We start from the raw sequence: 13,814 nt of genomic DNA, 5'->3' as shown, positions 1-13,814 counted from the left end.
GCACGGCCCCATAGGCCAGAAGCTTTGCGCTTCCTTATCCATCCGCCGCCCGCCACGCAACCGCAAGGACGCGGCTTTCGGGTTCGCACTGTCGCCCTGGCCGGTTCGCCCTTTCCTCTGGCCCAACATTCGCCTAAGCGGCAGGACATGACGAACGCGCCCTCCGCCCGCCCGCCGATGAAGCTTCTGATCGCCGCGCCGCGCGGCTTTTGCGCGGGAGTCGACCGCGCGATCATCATCGTGGAAAAGGCGATCGAGGCCTATGGCGCGCCGGTCTATGTCCGCCACGAGATCGTTCACAACAAGTTCGTCGTCGACGGGCTGAAGGCCAAGGGCGCGATTTTCGTGGAGAGCCTGGATCAGGTCCCCGACGGCGTGCCGGTCGTCTTTTCCGCCCATGGCGTGCCCAAGGCGGTGCCGGCCAAGGCGGAAAAGCGTGGCCTGTCCTATCTGGACGCCACCTGCCCGCTGGTCAGCAAAGTGCATCGCCAGGCGGAACGGCAGGTGGAGGCCGGACGCCATATCCTGTTCATCGGCCATAAGGGGCACCCCGAAGTGATCGGCACCTTCGGCCAGGTGCCCGAAGGCACGATGACGCTGATCGAAACGGTCGAGGACGCCGAGGCCTTTGCGCCGACCGATGCCGACAATCTGGCGTTCCTGACGCAGACGACCCTGTCGGTGGACGATACCGCCGCGATCGTGGCGGTGCTGGAACGCCGCTTCCCGACCATCGCCGCGCCCAAGGGCGAGGATATCTGTTACGCCACGTCGAATCGCCAGACGTCGGTCAAGGCGATCGCGCCGCGATGCGACGCGCTTTATGTCATCGGCGCGCCCAACAGTTCCAATTCGCTGAGACTGGTCGAAGTGGCGGAACGCGAAGGGACACGCGCCCGGCTGATCCAGCGCGCGTCGGAAATCGACTTCGCATGGCTGGACGGCGTCGAAACGCTGGGCCTGACCGCTGGCGCGTCCGCCCCGGAAATATTGGTACGCGAAGTGGTCGACCGGCTGGCGGAGCGTTTCGCGGTCGAGGAGGAGCAGGTGGAAACCGCGCGCGAGACGATCGCCTTCAAACTGCCGCGCGGGCTGGAGACGGCATAAGCGATGGCCGTCTATACGCATGTGCCCGCCGAAGAGATCGACGCCTTCCTCACCCGCTACGACGCCGGCCGCCTGGTGTCGGCCAAGGGGATCGCGGAAGGGGTGGAGAACAGCAATTATCTGCTGGAAACCACGGGGCATGACGGTGCGGGCCATCGCTACATCCTGACCCTGTACGAAAAGCGGGTGGATGAGGCGGACCTGCCTTTCTTCATGGACCTGCTCGATCATCTGGGCGCGCGCGGTTGCCTAGTGCCCCGCTTCATCGCCGATCGCGACGGCAAGCGGTTGCAACAATTATCGGGCCGTCCCGCCTGCCTGATCGAATTCCTGACCGGCATTTCCGTCACCGAGCCGACCCCGGGCCAAGCCCGCGCGGCGGGCGTGGCGCTGGGCGAACTGCACAAGGCAGCGCGGGGCTTTGCGGGCGAGCGGCGCAATGCGCTCGACAAGGATGGCTGGCATGCGCTGGCGGCCAAATGCGGCGACGATTTCGACCAGATCCAGCCCGGCCTTGCCGCGCGTGTGGGCAAAGAACTGGCGTTTCTCGACGCGCACTGGCCCGGCGACCTGCCGCGATCGGTGATCCATGCCGACCTGTTCCCCGACAATGTGCTGATGCTGGGCGAAGAGGTCACGGGCCTGATCGACTTCTATTTCAGCTGCACCGACATTCGCGCCTATGATCTGGCCGTCACCCATAGTGCCTGGTGTTTCAGCAATAACGGCGCGACATGGTATAGCGCGCGCGGGGCGGCGATCGGCGCTGGCTATGCGGAGGCGCATGGATTGAGCGATGCCGAGCGCGCCGCCTTCCCCCTATTGTGCCGGGGCGCGGCGCTCCGCTTTCTGCTAACGCGCGCCTATGACTGGATCAACACACCCGCCGATGCGCTGGTGACGCGCAAAGACCCGCTCGCCTATCTGCGCCGGCTGGACTTCTATGCCAGCGCCGAACCAGCGGCATTGCTGGGCCGATAGACATGATCCCGTTCGGGCTGAGCCTGTCGAAGCCCTTCTCTTCTTCAAAGAAGAATGGCCCTTCGACAAGCTCAGGGCGAACGGAAATATAGGTTTTCGCTTCAATGACCGACCTCCCCACCGTAGAGATTTTCACAGACGGCGCCTGCAAGGGCAATCCCGGCCCCGGCGGCTGGGGGGCCGTGCTGCGTTTCGGCGCGACGGAGAAGGAAATTTCGGGCGGCGAAGCGCAGACTACCAATAACCGCATGGAGATGATGGCGGCGGTCGAGGCGCTCAATATGCTCAAGAAACCTTGCCGCGTGACGCTTTATACCGACAGCAAATATGTGCTGGACGGCATCACCAAATGGATTTTCGGCTGGCAGAAACGCGGCTGGCGGACCGCCGACAACAAGCCGGTCAAGAATGTCGAAATCTGGCAGGCGCTGGTGAAGGCCATCGCGCCGCATCAGGTGACGTGGCAATGGGTCAAGGGCCATGCCGGCCACCCGGAAAACGAGCGCGCCGACCAATTGGCCTGCGCGGCGGCGGAGCGTTTTCGGAAGTAACGGCCCCATACGACGCTATGTGCGCAGGATCGCCTCGATCAGCGTCACGTCCTCCGGCTTGTCCGCGTCGATGCAGGCTTCCGGACTATCCATCGCCACCAGCCGCGCGGTCAGCCCGAATTTGCGGCCGCTCCGCGCGATCCCGCCGCGCAGGGTCAGCATGCGCAGCAGTGCGCCGATCAGGGCGAACGGCCCGAAAGCGGCCAATATTTTCCAGCCCTTCTTGCGATCCTGCTCCATTTCCTGCCACAGCGCGATGATGGGACGGGCCTTGGCGCTGCCGAACCAGAAGATGTTCGCGCCGGACCACCAGCCGTCGCGGAATTTAAGCCAGGTCCGGCGCGACTGCGGATAGCGCGCCAGCAACGTGGCGCGCTCGACCATGGCGACGGCGATGTCCGCACCGGTCGCTTGCCCGACGAACTGGTCCAGCATCGCGGCGTCCAGCAGCACATGGTCTGCGGTGGTCAGCAGGATGGGGAAAGGCAGGTCGTCCGCTTCCAGCAACCCCAGCAGCGATGAGGCAATCCCCTGCCCACCCCGTTCGAACCGGACGCGCGGATCGCTGGCGAGCCAGGCGGTGGCGGGATCGGCGGCAAAATATTCGGGGGCCTGGGTCAGGATGATGACGCGATCGATGGCGGCATGCGCCAACAGGGCGCGGGCGGGTCGGTTGATCATGGGTTCGCCGCCCACAGGCACGAGCGGCTTAACTGGAACGCCCGCCGCGATGGCGAGCGGATCGGCTATGGGGCGAGCGCCTGCAAGCAGGATGGCGGTGATCGAACCAGTCATCGCCGTGCGTTAGCCGAGCCTGCCCTTTACGGAAAGGGACTTACTTGCCCGATGCGGTCGGCCCTGCCTCCGCCTTTTGCGCGAACGCGTCATGCGTCCCCACGCGCAACCCCTGATATTGCGCCAGCCGGGCGCGGAAGGCGGACAGTTCCGCGCCTGCCAGTTGCGCGGTGGTGGTGAACTTCACCGACAGCGGATTGACCGTCGCGCCGTTGCGATAGAGTTCGTAATGGAGATGCGGGCCGGTCGACAGCCCGGTCGATCCGACATAGCCGATCACTTGGCCGCGCCGCACCCGTTGACCCGGCGCTGCGGCAATACGGCTCATATGGGCGTAGCCGGTGGCAAGCCCCCCGCCATGCTGGATACGGACATAATTGCCATGGCCGCCATGCCGCCCGGCAAAGGCGACCACGCCATCGGTCACGGCATAGATGGGCGAACCGTAGCGGGCGGCGAAATCGATACCGGCGTGCATGCGGGTATAGCCCAATATCGGATGGCGGCGCTGACCATAGCCCGACGACATGCGACCGGAAACGGGCGCGGACAGGACGCCGCGTCGTTCGCCGACGCCGGACGCCTCGAACCATTCGGTGCGGCCGTCCTTAGTCCATTTGAGCATGTCGACCGACTTGCCACGCGCGCGCTTCAGCCCGGCATAGAGCAGGTCGCCGACCTCCACATCCCCGGTTTCCGCGCGGCGATATGCGGTGACGATGTCATAGCGGTCGCCAGCGGCTATGCCGCCCAGGTCCACCTGCCCCGCAATGACGCGGAGGAACGCCTGCACCGCCTTGGGCGGTGCCCCTGCGGCGCGGGCCGATCGATAGATGCTGTCGCCGACCACCCCCTGGATGCGCAGCGGCGTATCGTCGACGCGGATGGGTATGCGCTTGACCGAGAGCACGCCCCCTGCCCGCGTCAGTTCCAGACCCAGGTCCAGCCGGGCGCGGAAAGCCAGCTTGTCGAGCGGACGGGGCCGGTCGCGGCTGGCGCGGCGACCCAGGACGATATCGAGTCGCGTGCCGGGCTTCCCCCCTTCGCTGATGTCGCCACCGACCATGGACGTGATCGTCGCGACGTCGCCGCCGCTGACCCCGGCGCGCGACAGGGCGCGGGCCAGCGTATCACTGCTGCCGATCTGGGCGCTGAGCTCTATCTGCGGGCGTTCGGGCGTTTCACGCAGCGGCTGCACCGCATCGGTCGCGCCCATATGACGACCGCTGTCCGCGCCGAGCGCGAGCGGCGTGATCATCTGACTGCGCACTTCGTCATAATGCGCGTCGCTCAGGCGCGGGCCGGGCAATCCGGGAATCGGCTGGAAGGCGGGCGAAAGATAGAGGGCGGTGGCGCAGAGGCCGAAGCAGGTGGCGAGGCCCCGGAACCAGGTGAGACTGCCGACGCGCTGGCCTAGATCGGGCGTCAGGTCGACTTCATCGGCCCAGTCGCGCAGGCGTGTGCGCCAGTCCGTTAGCGCCGCAGCGGGCGCGCGGGCGAGCGAATCGGCCATCCAGAGCGACATGGACGCGCCGCCCTGCTGCGATCCCAACTGACTATCCTGAAACAAACCCGCAACCCCAAAGGCTTTTTCATTGCTGCGCCGACGCGCATCCCCGCGTCCTGCGTGGGCGGGACTGTTGTGAAGGCACAGGGTTAAAGTCAAATAAAGACGTTGCCATGACCGCTGACGCTGCGACGAACCGTGCCGAGCCTTCGACGGGATCGATAGCAGCGAGGGAACCGGCAAATCCGCTTGCTCCCCAACCGCTCCTGCCCGACATAGGCTCCTATGGCCCAGTTCGCCCGTTCCCCCATAACCGCCGTCCTGGGTCCGACCAATACCGGCAAGACGCACCTCGCCGTCGAGCGGATGTGTGGCCATTCCAGCGGCATGATGGGCTTTCCGCTGCGGCTGCTGGCGCGTGAAGTCTATGACCGGGTGGTCGCGATCAAGGGACCGGCGCAGGTCGCGCTCATCACCGGAGAGGAAAAGATCGTGCCGCCGGGCGCACGCTATTTTCTCTGCACGGCGGAATCCATGCCAATCGGTGGAGGACAGGATAAGGATGCCACGGCCAATGGCCTGAAGGATTTCGCCTTCGTCGCGCTGGACGAGGCGCAACTGGGCGCGGACCCGGAGCGCGGGCATATCTTTACCGACCGGCTGCTCCGCGCGCGGGGCCGGGCAGAAACGATGATCCTGGGGTCCGCCAGCATCAGCCGCCTGGTCAAGGCGCTGGTGCCCGATGTCGAGATTGTCGGCCGCCCACGCTTTTCCACCCTGTCCTATGCGGGCGCCAAGAAGCTGTCCCGCCTGCCCAAGCGATCCGCCATCGTCGCCTTCTCCGCCGAGGAGGTCTATGCCGTGGCCGAGATGCTGCGGCGCTTCCGCGGCGGCGCGGCGGTGGTGATGGGCGCGCTAACCCCCCGCACCCGCAACGCGCAGGTGCAGATGTTCCTGAATGGCGAGGTCGACTATCTGGTCGCGACCGATGCGATCGGGATGGGGCTGAACCTCGACGTCGCGCATGTCGCCTTTGCCTCGCTGCGCAAATATGACGGGCATCGCAGCCGCCGCCTGACCGTCAGCGAAATGGCGCAGATCGCCGGACGCGCGGGACGCCATCACAAGGACGGCACTTTCGGCAGCCTGGGCGGGGAGGATGGCAATGCCGCCTTCACGCCCGAAGAGATAGAGGCGATCGAGGCGCATCGCTTCCCGCCGATCGAGCAACTGTTCTGGCGCGACGGCACGCCGTGCACCGACCGGCTCGACATGCTGATCGCCGACCTGGAGGAAAGGCCCGATCGCCCAGAGCTGCGCGCTGCGCCGCAGGCGGTGGATTTGGCGGTGCTCAAGCGGCTGGCCGAAGACCCGCTGGTGATCGAGCGCGTCATAGGCAAACGCCAGGTCGAACAACTCTGGGCCGCCAGCAGCCTGCCCGATTTCCAGAAGCTGGGCGCGGATCATCATGCCCGCGCCGTCGGCCGCATCTGGCGCTTTCTGTCGGAGGGGAACGGCTACATTCCGCGAGACTGGTTTGCGCAGAATCTGGCGCGACTCGATTCGGTACAGGGGGATATCGATACGATTTCGGGCCGGATCGCCGCCGCGCGCACCTGGTCCTATATCGCCCACCGCCCCGATTGGCTGCAATATCCCGCCGAAATGGCCGAGCGTACCCGCGTGCTGGAAGAAAAGCTGTCCGATGCGCTGCATGCCGCGCTGACCCAGCGTTTCGTGGACCGGCGCACGTCCGTGCTGCTGCGTGACATGGGCCAGAATGCGAGCAACCTGCCGGTCATCGTGGAGCCGGACGGGCGCGTCTGTGTCGATGGCGAGACGATCGGAAAACTTGACGGCTTCCGATTCTCGGTCGATCCCGCTACGCGACATCAGGATCGAAAGATGTTGCTGGCGGCCGCGGAACGGCGCCTTGGAAAGGTATTGCGAGTGAAGGCAGACGAATTGGTGGGCGCGGCGGATACGGATTTCGCGCTCATGGACGAAGCGGGACAAGCGCCAGGCATCGCCTGGGGCGAAACGCCGGTGGCGTCGCTGCTGGCGGGGCCAGGCCTGCTGTCGCCGGAAATTCGGCTGGATCGCGCGCTACTTAGCCTAGACCAGGACGTTCAGAAGCAGGTCGCCAACCGCCTCGCCACCTGGGTCGAAGCGCAGAAGCAGAAGCATCTCCTCCCCCTCGTCAAGATGAGCGAAAGCGCGTCCGATCCGGACGTGCCCGCCGTGGTGCGCGCAGTCTTTGCGCAGCTCGCCGATGCGGGCGGCGTGATCGCGCGGACCGAACTCAATTCGGCGCTGGGCCATCTGGACAAGGATCAGCGCCATCTGCTGCGCAAGGCGGGCATCGATATCGGTGTCCTCGACATTTATCATGCGGGCCTGTTGAAGCCCGGCGCGGCGCGCTGGCGCTCTGCCTTGCTGGCTGCGCGGATCGGCAAGCCGTGCCTGCCTTTGCCCGGCCCCGGCCTGACCCTGATCCCGGCGGGCGACGACCGTCATGCCCAGATGGGCGCGCGGATCGCGGGCTTCCGTGGGTTCGGCGACCAGATGTTGCGGATCGACATGGCCGAACGCATGGCCCGCACCGCCCATGAAGCGATCGCCAAGAACGAAGCCTTCACCCATGTCAGCCCGCAGATCGTGTCGCTTGGCCTGTCCGAACCTTCCTTCCTGCAACTGATGCGCCTCGCCGGCTTCCGCCCCATCGAAGCGCCTGCCCCGAAACCGGCCGCGGAGACGGTTGAAGGCGTGGAAGCGAGCGAAGGCGCAGAAGCATCCGAAGCCGCCGAGGCGCCCGTCGTCAACGCAGCCAACTGGGTGTTCAGGGGTCGGCAGAAGCCCCGCCCCGAACGCGCCCAGGCATCGCGCGGGCCGCGACGCGCCGACAAGCAGGGCGACGGCAAAGCCAATGACGGCAAACGCGGCAGTGGCAAGCCCGGCGGCGAACGGCAACAGCGCGACCGCGCTGGCGCTCCGGCCCATCGCAGCGCGCCAGCGCCCGTCAACAACGCCTTTGCCGGCTTGGCCGACCTGTTGGGCCGCAATGGCTGACCCGGTGACCGGCGTCGGTCACGGGCCGACGCTGCGCATCGACAAGTTCCTCTGGTTCGCGCGGCTGTCCAAGAGCCGCTCGATCGCCCAGAAGCTGGCGGAGGATGGGCATATCCGCTTGAATGGGCGCCGCATCGAGCGTGCCCATGCGCCGGTGCGGCCGGGCGACCTCATCACATTTCCCCATGGCGACGCGGTGCGGGTAGTGCGCATCGTCGCCCTGCCGACGCGGCGCGGCCCCGCGCCCGAAGCGCAGGCATGCTATGAGGAATTGATGGTCGGCGGCTGAAGTTCAGGCTGTCGCCCGGCAACAATATCCTCATTGACCTTCGGCCTGCCTGAGCATAGCAGGGCCGCGTTTCCAACCCAAGAGTGCCCAGCCAATGACCTATGTCGTGACCGACAACTGCATCCGCTGCAAATATATGGATTGCGTCGAGGTCTGCCCCGTAGATTGTTTCTACGAGGGCGAGAACATGCTGGTCATCAATCCCAGCGAATGCATCGACTGCGGCGTGTGCGAACCCGAATGCCCGGCCGAAGCGATCCTGCCCGATACCGAGAACGGCCTGGAAAAATGGCTGGAACTCAACACCAAATATTCCGCCGAATGGCCCAATATCACGGTGAAGGGCGAAGCGCCTGCCGACGCCGACGCGATGAGCGGCGTGGAAGGCAAGCTGGAGAAATTCTTCTCGCCGGAGCCTGGCGCGGGCAACTGACCACTGGCGGCCTGTGCCGCCATGCCCCCCGACCCGTTTTGCGCCACACTCCGGACCTTTATGTCCAGGGGTGGTAATTTTGTTACGAATCTGCTAAATGGCGCTGCAACGGCCGGACATCCCCCTGTCCGTCCCTGGAGAATACGCTTCATGTCTTGACGGTGGCGCCGTGGACCTCCCGGCATTTGCTTCTCGCGCATTTGTCCCCGCGACGGCCCGTCCCCCGGTCGAATTGGAAAGGTATCAAATGGCTGCCAAAGCGCTGTCCTTTGACGTTGGTGATTATGTCGTTTACCCCAAGCACGGCGTTGGCCGTGTGATCGAACTGCAAAAGGAGCAGATCGCGGGCATGGAATTGGAGCTGTATGTGCTCCGTTTCGAAAAGGAGCGCATGACGCTTCGCGTGCCGACCAATAAAGCCGAAGGCGTGGGCATGCGCAAGCTGTCGTCCAACAAGACGCTTGAAGAATTGATGGAAACATTGAAGGGCAAGCCCAAGGTCAAGCGCACCATGTGGTCGCGCCGCGCCCAGGAATATGAAGCGAAGATCAATTCGGGCGACCTGGTGTCGATCGCCGAAGTGACCCGCGACCTGTTCCGCGCCGACGACCAGCCCGAGCAGAGCTATTCGGAACGCCAGATCTTCGAAGCGGCCTCCAGCCGCCTGGCGCGCGAACTGGCGGCGATGGAAGAAACGGACGAGCCGACCGCGCTCAAGAAGATCCTGTTCATCCTGAACGAAGCCGCACCCAAATATGTGAAGGTCGAAGGCTGATCTTCGCGTTCTGCCGCACTGGCAGGCCTGAATAGCAAAAGGGGCGTTCCGATCGGTCGGAACGCCCCTTTTTCATTGTCTTTTGCCGGCGATCAGTGGCCGAGCTGGCGATCCAGCGCTGCCGCGATCGCGGTCATGCCCGCCAGATTGGGATGATAGGGCGTAAAGGGATCGACACCCGGCCGCGCCACGAATCCATTGGCCCATGGGTCCGCCGCGCAGGCATCATGCCCCGCCGACATGGCCGACGCGCGCAGGACATCCGCCCCATTCCGCCGGGCGACCTCCGCCGTCAACTGCGCCAGCCGCGCCGCCGTCGCCCGCGCGGTCATGAGGGCTTGCGGCGATAGCGGCACCTGCGGGCAGGCCGCACCCGACGGCAGCAAAGTGACATAATCGACGAAGATCAAGCGCGAACCGGGTGCCCGGTGACGAACCTCCATCGCGATTTTGTCCATATCCGCCGCCAGTTTGGACCAGGCCGCCTCGGTCGGCGCGCCGGGTGCCGCAGTGGGCGGTTGTCGCGCTGCCATCGCCTTGCACATGTCGGCCGCCTTGCCGAGATCGGGTCGGTCGGCAGCGCCCTTGCAGGATTCGGTGAACAAATAGCCGACATAGCTGACGTCGTTGCCGCCGATCGTGATCGTCACCAGCGCCGTGTCAGGCGTCAACGCGTCGAGCTGAGGCGCCAGTTCCTTCCATGGTCCCAGCAGATGCGCCGTGGTCGCGCCGCCGCAGCTGACATCGACCAGGTTCAGCTGCCGCAATCGCGCGAGTTGCCGGGCATAATTATCCGCCGATCGCGTGCAGCGCGTCGCTGGCGTGTCCGCCGATACCGTGACTCCCGGCCCTGCCGCAAAAGAACTGCCCATGGCGACATAACGCGCCGCTGGCGCAATCGACGCGGGCGAGGGCACAGGCGTGGAGGCACAACCGGCCAAGAGAATAAAGGGGCAAAGCGCCGCCAGAGCCGATCGATACTGTCTGTGCACGCCGTCATCTCCTGCCGCAGGTAGGCGGCCATAACTAAGGCCTATCAGCCTTACGTAGGCGAGAAAACAGCATATGTCCGAACGACGGGCATCATGGCGACGCATGGTGATAAGGGCTGACGCACCGTATCAGCCCTTCTTACATCGCAATCCGGTTAGTCCGCCTTGGCGGCGCCTGCGGCATCCTTCGCCGCGTCGCCCACGTCGCTGGCAGCCTGGCCAACCTGCGTTGCCGCAGTCGATACGGCGTTGTCCTTGTTCGTCTGGCTGCTGACGAGGAAGAAGGCTGCGACCGCCACCACGACCACTAGCAGCAGCACAGCTATGGTTGTGCCACCACCCCCACGCTTTTCGATAATGGTCGTGGTCGTCGTTGCCGGACGTTCCTGATAGTCGGACCTGTTGTCGGTCATGTCTCTTTCCTCCTCATCACGCCACCCGCCTGTTTCAATGCCGGGCGATAGGGATTGTTCCGGGAGCGAGACGGTCCGCTCAGTCGCCGGTTGGCACGAAAGCACCCTTGGCCCGATCCTTGACCACTTTGTCGGCGCGGAAGACCGAACCGCTCATGGTGATGTAGACGCCCGGCTCAGCGACCTGCGCGGTGGCGAACGCCATGCCCAGATTGAAGCTGGCGTCGCTTTCCCCGAAGCGCGCGGGGGCCAGCGCGCCGACCAGCACGATCGTCTTGTCGGTAATCGCGGCGAGTTCCTTCGCCGTATCTGTCATGGTGTCGGTGCCATGGGTGATGACGATATGGCGTTCGGGCGCGGCGGCAACGCGCGCGTAGATCAGCGCGCGATCAGTCGCGTCCAGTTCCAGGCTGTCCTTGCGCGCCACCTCCTCGATACGGAAGGGGCGCTTGACGCGGGCGACCTCCAGCAGCTTGGCCATCACCGTTTCGCCGACCTGGTAGTCGGACAGCGCGTCGAAATAGACCTTGTCGATCGTCCCGCCGGTGGTGAGCAGCAGGATCGGGGTTTCTGGGGGCAGCATGCAGGACTCCGGGATCAATGAGCGCGCGCCTTAGCGCAAAAGCCCCGTGGTCGAAACCGTCCTTAGCCGCCCCGTGCCATCGCCTCGCCGCGATTGCGGGCCGCAGCGAGCGTGTCGGTGAGCAGCGCCAGCAGCCGGTCGTCGGCGTCCAGCATGTTGAGACCTTCGCGCGTCATGCCCCCGGGGCTGGCGACGCGATCGGCCAGCACGGCCGCGCTGTCACTGGCGCGAGCGGCCATGTTCGCCGATCCCTGCACCGTCGCCAGCGCCATGCGCGCGGCCTGATCGGCGGGAATGCCGATCGCTTCGCCCGCGCGGGCGAGCGCATCGATGAAGCGGAACAGGAAGGCCGGGCCGCAGCCCGACAGCGCCGTCACCTGATTGAACAGCGCTTCGTCCGCGATCCATTCGGTCAGGCCCAGCGGCCGGATCAGGGCGTCGACGTCACCCTTTGCCTCCGCCGATGTCCTGTCGTCGGTGAAGATCGCCGTGACCCCCTCCCCCAGACCGACCGGCAGGTTGGGCATGGCGCGGACGATATCGCGGGACGGGAAGCGATCGCGCAAATCGGCAAGGGTCGTGCCAGCCAGGATCGACACGATCCGCGTATCGGCCGAGCAAAGCGGCCCCAGCGCCGCGGCGATGTCGGCGATCTGATAGGGTTTCATGCCCAGCAGCACCGTCGTTCCGGCGGGCAGCGTAGCGGGATAGTCGGTAACGACGGCCACGCCATCGGCCACCGGCTTGCCGCTGGGGCGCAGCACGGTAACGCGCGCGGGGTCCAGACCGCAGTCCAGCCAGCGCGTCAGCATCTGCCCCGCCATATTGCCGCAGCCCACCATGAACAGGCGATCGGGCCAGACTTGCGTCATGGGATCAGGCCTCGCCGCGCGTTTCGATCAGGCTGGCGGAGATCGCATCGGCAGGCGACTTGCCGCCCCACAACACGAACTGGAACACAGGATAGAAGCGTTCGCATTCGTCGATCGCGGTTTCGACCAGCAATTGCGCCTGGTCCAGCGTCAACGTGCCGCCCGCGCCCAGAAGAGCGCCATGACGGAACAGGATGATGCCGCTGGACGACCACAGCTCGAAATGGCCGAGCCATAGCTGTTCGTTGATCAGCCCCAGCGTCTCGTAGATGGTGCTACGCTTTTCCTCGGTCACGCGAATGTCGGGCAGGGCCAGCAGTTGCAGCACCTGATCCTCGTCGCGCCAGATGCCGCGCAGCTCATATTGCGCCCACGACCCCTGGGTATTCGCGACGATTTCATCCTCGCCGGCCTGCTCGTAGCTCCAGCCATGCGCCTCGAAATAGGCGGCCAGCATGTCGATCGGCGCGGCTTCCCCGCCGCCATGTTCAAATTCGTCGCTATCCATCATCGGCGCGCCTTATCACCGCGCAGGGTGAAAGGACAGATGGGATCAGTCCGCGTCCGAAGGCTTGGGCTTGCTCGTATTCACGCTGCTCTTGACCGGCTCGCCCGCCTTGCCTTCCAGCGCGTCGATCCGGGCCTTGAGCAGGTCGACTTCCTCGCGGGCCGCTGCGGCGATCGCCTTGACCGCGTCGAACTCCTCGCGCGTCACGAAGTCCATGCCGCCGATCCATTCCTTCGCGCGCTCGCGGGCATTGGCTTCGAATTCGCGCGACACACCGGCCACGGTGCCAGCGGCGCCGTTCACCAGCTTGGCCAGATCGTCGAAGAAGCGGTTTTCGCTCTGCATTGCACTTGTCCTTCTTGCGGCACGCGGTCGGCGCGGCCAGTCTATCTAACTTGGGTCTTGAGCGCCGGGGCGACAAGGGTCGCCGCATCGGGGTTCAGGCGGCCGATCTCATAGTTGAGGAAGGAGGCGAAGGCCAGCCACGCCAGATAAGGCAGCAGCAGCACGCCCGCAAAGCGCCGGATGCGCCAGAAAAGCGCGGTCGTTACGGCCACCAGCACGAGCAGGATCAGGATCAGCGCCAGCGCGCTGCCGACCTGATGCGCGCGAAAAAACAGTGGGGACCAGAGCAGGTTCAGGATTAATTGGGTCAGGAACAGCGCTATCGCCCCGCCCCGCCCGTTTGCGCCGCGCGCATGCAGCACGATGGCGAAGGCCAGCGCCATCATGACATAGAGAATGGTCCAGGCGACGCCGAACGCCCAGCCCGGCGGCATGAGCGTCGGCTTTTCCAGCGCGTCGAACCAGCGATTGCCATAGCCGCTATTGGCCAGACGCCCCGATAGGAAGCCCAGAAACACGATCGCAGGAACGGTGACGAGCGCCCAACGCAAATAGGCGAGGCGCAACTGACCGGGGGACGCGATCTGGTTCATC

Annotated in this window: 16 protein-coding genes; 7 read left to right on the top strand and 9 right to left on the bottom strand. The window is 65.3% G+C overall.

Going from position 1 to position 13,814, the window contains the following annotated elements; all coding sequences use genetic code 11:
- Positions 1–147: 147 nt before the first annotated feature.
- The 3 genes from ispH to rnhA all read left to right on the top strand — a co-directional run bounded on the left by ispH (position 148) and on the right by rnhA (position 2,639).
- A complete protein-coding gene (gene ispH / locus U5A82_RS08290) occupies positions 148–1,107 on the top strand; it encodes a 4-hydroxy-3-methylbut-2-enyl diphosphate reductase (protein ID WP_326290078.1) in 960 nt (319 codons plus the stop codon).
- Positions 1,108–1,110: 3 nt separating this feature from the next.
- Positions 1,111–2,088, top strand: a complete 978-nt coding sequence (thrB, locus tag U5A82_RS08285) for a homoserine kinase (RefSeq protein WP_326290076.1) — start codon at positions 1,111–1,113, stop codon at positions 2,086–2,088.
- Between the two features lie 104 nt (positions 2,089–2,192).
- Entirely contained in the window at positions 2,193–2,639 is a 447-nt protein-coding gene (gene rnhA / locus U5A82_RS08280) for a ribonuclease HI (RefSeq protein ID WP_326290074.1), read from the top strand.
- 15 nt (positions 2,640–2,654) lie between these two features.
- Here the strand turns inward: rnhA and U5A82_RS08275 are convergent, their stop codons facing one another.
- On the bottom strand, positions 2,655–3,434 hold the full coding sequence (locus U5A82_RS08275; RefSeq protein ID WP_326290072.1) for a nucleotidyltransferase family protein: 780 nt from the start codon (positions 3,432–3,434) through the stop codon (positions 2,655–2,657).
- A 40-nt stretch (positions 3,435–3,474) separates the two neighbouring features.
- Positions 3,475–5,004, bottom strand: a complete 1,530-nt coding sequence (locus U5A82_RS08270) for a peptidoglycan DD-metalloendopeptidase family protein (RefSeq protein ID WP_473964817.1) — start codon at positions 5,002–5,004, stop codon at positions 3,475–3,477.
- 222 nt (positions 5,005–5,226) lie between these two features.
- Between U5A82_RS08270 and U5A82_RS08265 the strand changes: the two genes are divergently transcribed.
- The 4 genes from U5A82_RS08265 (at position 5,227) to U5A82_RS08250 (ending at position 9,507) form a co-directional block, all read left to right on the top strand.
- Positions 5,227–8,010 (top strand): helicase-related protein, encoded by a 2,784-nt coding sequence (locus tag U5A82_RS08265; protein ID WP_326290071.1) that lies wholly within the window; start codon positions 5,227–5,229, stop codon positions 8,008–8,010.
- Positions 8,003–8,299, top strand: a complete 297-nt coding sequence (locus tag U5A82_RS08260; RefSeq protein WP_326290070.1) for an RNA-binding S4 domain-containing protein — start codon at positions 8,003–8,005, stop codon at positions 8,297–8,299. The genes U5A82_RS08265 and U5A82_RS08260 overlap by 8 nt, the downstream gene beginning before the upstream one ends.
- A 94-nt stretch (positions 8,300–8,393) precedes the next feature.
- Positions 8,394–8,732 (top strand): ferredoxin FdxA, encoded by a 339-nt coding sequence (gene fdxA / locus U5A82_RS08255; RefSeq protein ID WP_326290069.1) that lies wholly within the window; start codon positions 8,394–8,396, stop codon positions 8,730–8,732.
- A gap of 247 nt (positions 8,733–8,979) precedes the next feature.
- Positions 8,980–9,507, top strand: a complete 528-nt coding sequence (locus U5A82_RS08250; protein WP_326290068.1) for a CarD family transcriptional regulator — start codon at positions 8,980–8,982, stop codon at positions 9,505–9,507.
- 92 nt (positions 9,508–9,599) lie between these two features.
- On the opposite strand, the gene U5A82_RS08245 is transcribed toward U5A82_RS08250, so the two are convergent.
- The 7 genes from U5A82_RS08245 to U5A82_RS08215 form a co-directional block, all read right to left on the bottom strand.
- Entirely contained in the window at positions 9,600–10,499 is a 900-nt protein-coding gene (locus tag U5A82_RS08245; protein WP_326290066.1) for an SGNH/GDSL hydrolase family protein, read from the bottom strand.
- Positions 10,500–10,654: 155 nt separating this feature from the next.
- Entirely contained in the window at positions 10,655–10,912 is a 258-nt protein-coding gene (locus U5A82_RS08240) for a hypothetical protein (RefSeq protein ID WP_326290064.1), read from the bottom strand.
- Positions 10,913–10,991: 79 nt separating this feature from the next.
- Complete coding sequence (locus tag U5A82_RS08235; protein ID WP_326290062.1) at positions 10,992–11,495, bottom strand: asparaginase domain-containing protein; 504 nt, start codon at positions 11,493–11,495, stop codon at positions 10,992–10,994.
- A gap of 62 nt (positions 11,496–11,557) precedes the next feature.
- Entirely contained in the window at positions 11,558–12,367 is an 810-nt protein-coding gene (locus U5A82_RS08230) for a pyrroline-5-carboxylate reductase family protein (protein ID WP_326290060.1), read from the bottom strand.
- Between the two features lie 4 nt (positions 12,368–12,371).
- The gene (locus tag U5A82_RS08225; protein WP_326290058.1) at positions 12,372–12,878 is read right to left on the bottom strand and encodes a type III secretion system chaperone family protein; all 507 of its coding nucleotides are present in this window, start codon (positions 12,876–12,878) and stop codon (positions 12,372–12,374) included.
- A gap of 42 nt (positions 12,879–12,920) precedes the next feature.
- Positions 12,921–13,220: an accessory factor UbiK family protein gene (locus U5A82_RS08220; protein ID WP_326290056.1), complete on the bottom strand. Its 300-nt coding sequence runs from the start codon at positions 13,218–13,220 to the stop codon at positions 12,921–12,923.
- A gap of 41 nt (positions 13,221–13,261) precedes the next feature.
- Entirely contained in the window at positions 13,262–13,813 is a 552-nt protein-coding gene (locus U5A82_RS08215) for a TspO/MBR family protein (RefSeq protein WP_326290054.1), read from the bottom strand.
- Position 13,814 lies beyond the last annotated feature (1 nt).

The sequence above is a fragment of the Sphingobium sp. CR2-8 genome, from assembly GCF_035818615.1.
Taxonomy (GTDB): domain Bacteria; phylum Pseudomonadota; class Alphaproteobacteria; order Sphingomonadales; family Sphingomonadaceae; genus Sphingobium.
This window is presented reverse-complemented; position numbering and strand designations above follow the sequence as displayed.

Bases quoted from the DNA above. Each gene is read 5' to 3' on its own strand.
- ispH (WP_326290078.1), top strand. From the start codon at position 148: ATGACGAACGCGCCCTCCGCCCGCCCGCCGATGAAGCTTCTGATCGCC.
- thrB (WP_326290076.1), top strand. From the start codon at position 1,111: ATGGCCGTCTATACGCATGTGCCCGCCGAAGAGATCGACGCCTTCCTC.
- rnhA (WP_326290074.1), top strand. From the start codon at position 2,193: ATGACCGACCTCCCCACCGTAGAGATTTTCACAGACGGCGCCTGCAAG.
- U5A82_RS08275 (WP_326290072.1), bottom strand. From the start codon at position 3,434: ATGACTGGTTCGATCACCGCCATCCTGCTTGCAGGCGCTCGCCCCATA.
- U5A82_RS08265 (WP_326290071.1), top strand. From the start codon at position 5,227: ATGGCCCAGTTCGCCCGTTCCCCCATAACCGCCGTCCTGGGTCCGACC.
- U5A82_RS08260 (WP_326290070.1), top strand. From the start codon at position 8,003: ATGGCTGACCCGGTGACCGGCGTCGGTCACGGGCCGACGCTGCGCATC.
- fdxA (WP_326290069.1), top strand. From the start codon at position 8,394: ATGACCTATGTCGTGACCGACAACTGCATCCGCTGCAAATATATGGAT.
- U5A82_RS08250 (WP_326290068.1), top strand. From the start codon at position 8,980: ATGGCTGCCAAAGCGCTGTCCTTTGACGTTGGTGATTATGTCGTTTAC.
- U5A82_RS08240 (WP_326290064.1), bottom strand. From the start codon at position 10,912: ATGACCGACAACAGGTCCGACTATCAGGAACGTCCGGCAACGACGACC.
- U5A82_RS08235 (WP_326290062.1), bottom strand. From the start codon at position 11,495: ATGCTGCCCCCAGAAACCCCGATCCTGCTGCTCACCACCGGCGGGACG.
- U5A82_RS08230 (WP_326290060.1), bottom strand. From the start codon at position 12,367: ATGACGCAAGTCTGGCCCGATCGCCTGTTCATGGTGGGCTGCGGCAAT.
- U5A82_RS08225 (WP_326290058.1), bottom strand. From the start codon at position 12,878: ATGATGGATAGCGACGAATTTGAACATGGCGGCGGGGAAGCCGCGCCG.
- U5A82_RS08220 (WP_326290056.1), bottom strand. From the start codon at position 13,220: ATGCAGAGCGAAAACCGCTTCTTCGACGATCTGGCCAAGCTGGTGAAC.
- U5A82_RS08215 (WP_326290054.1), bottom strand. From the start codon at position 13,813: ATGAACCAGATCGCGTCCCCCGGTCAGTTGCGCCTCGCCTATTTGCGT.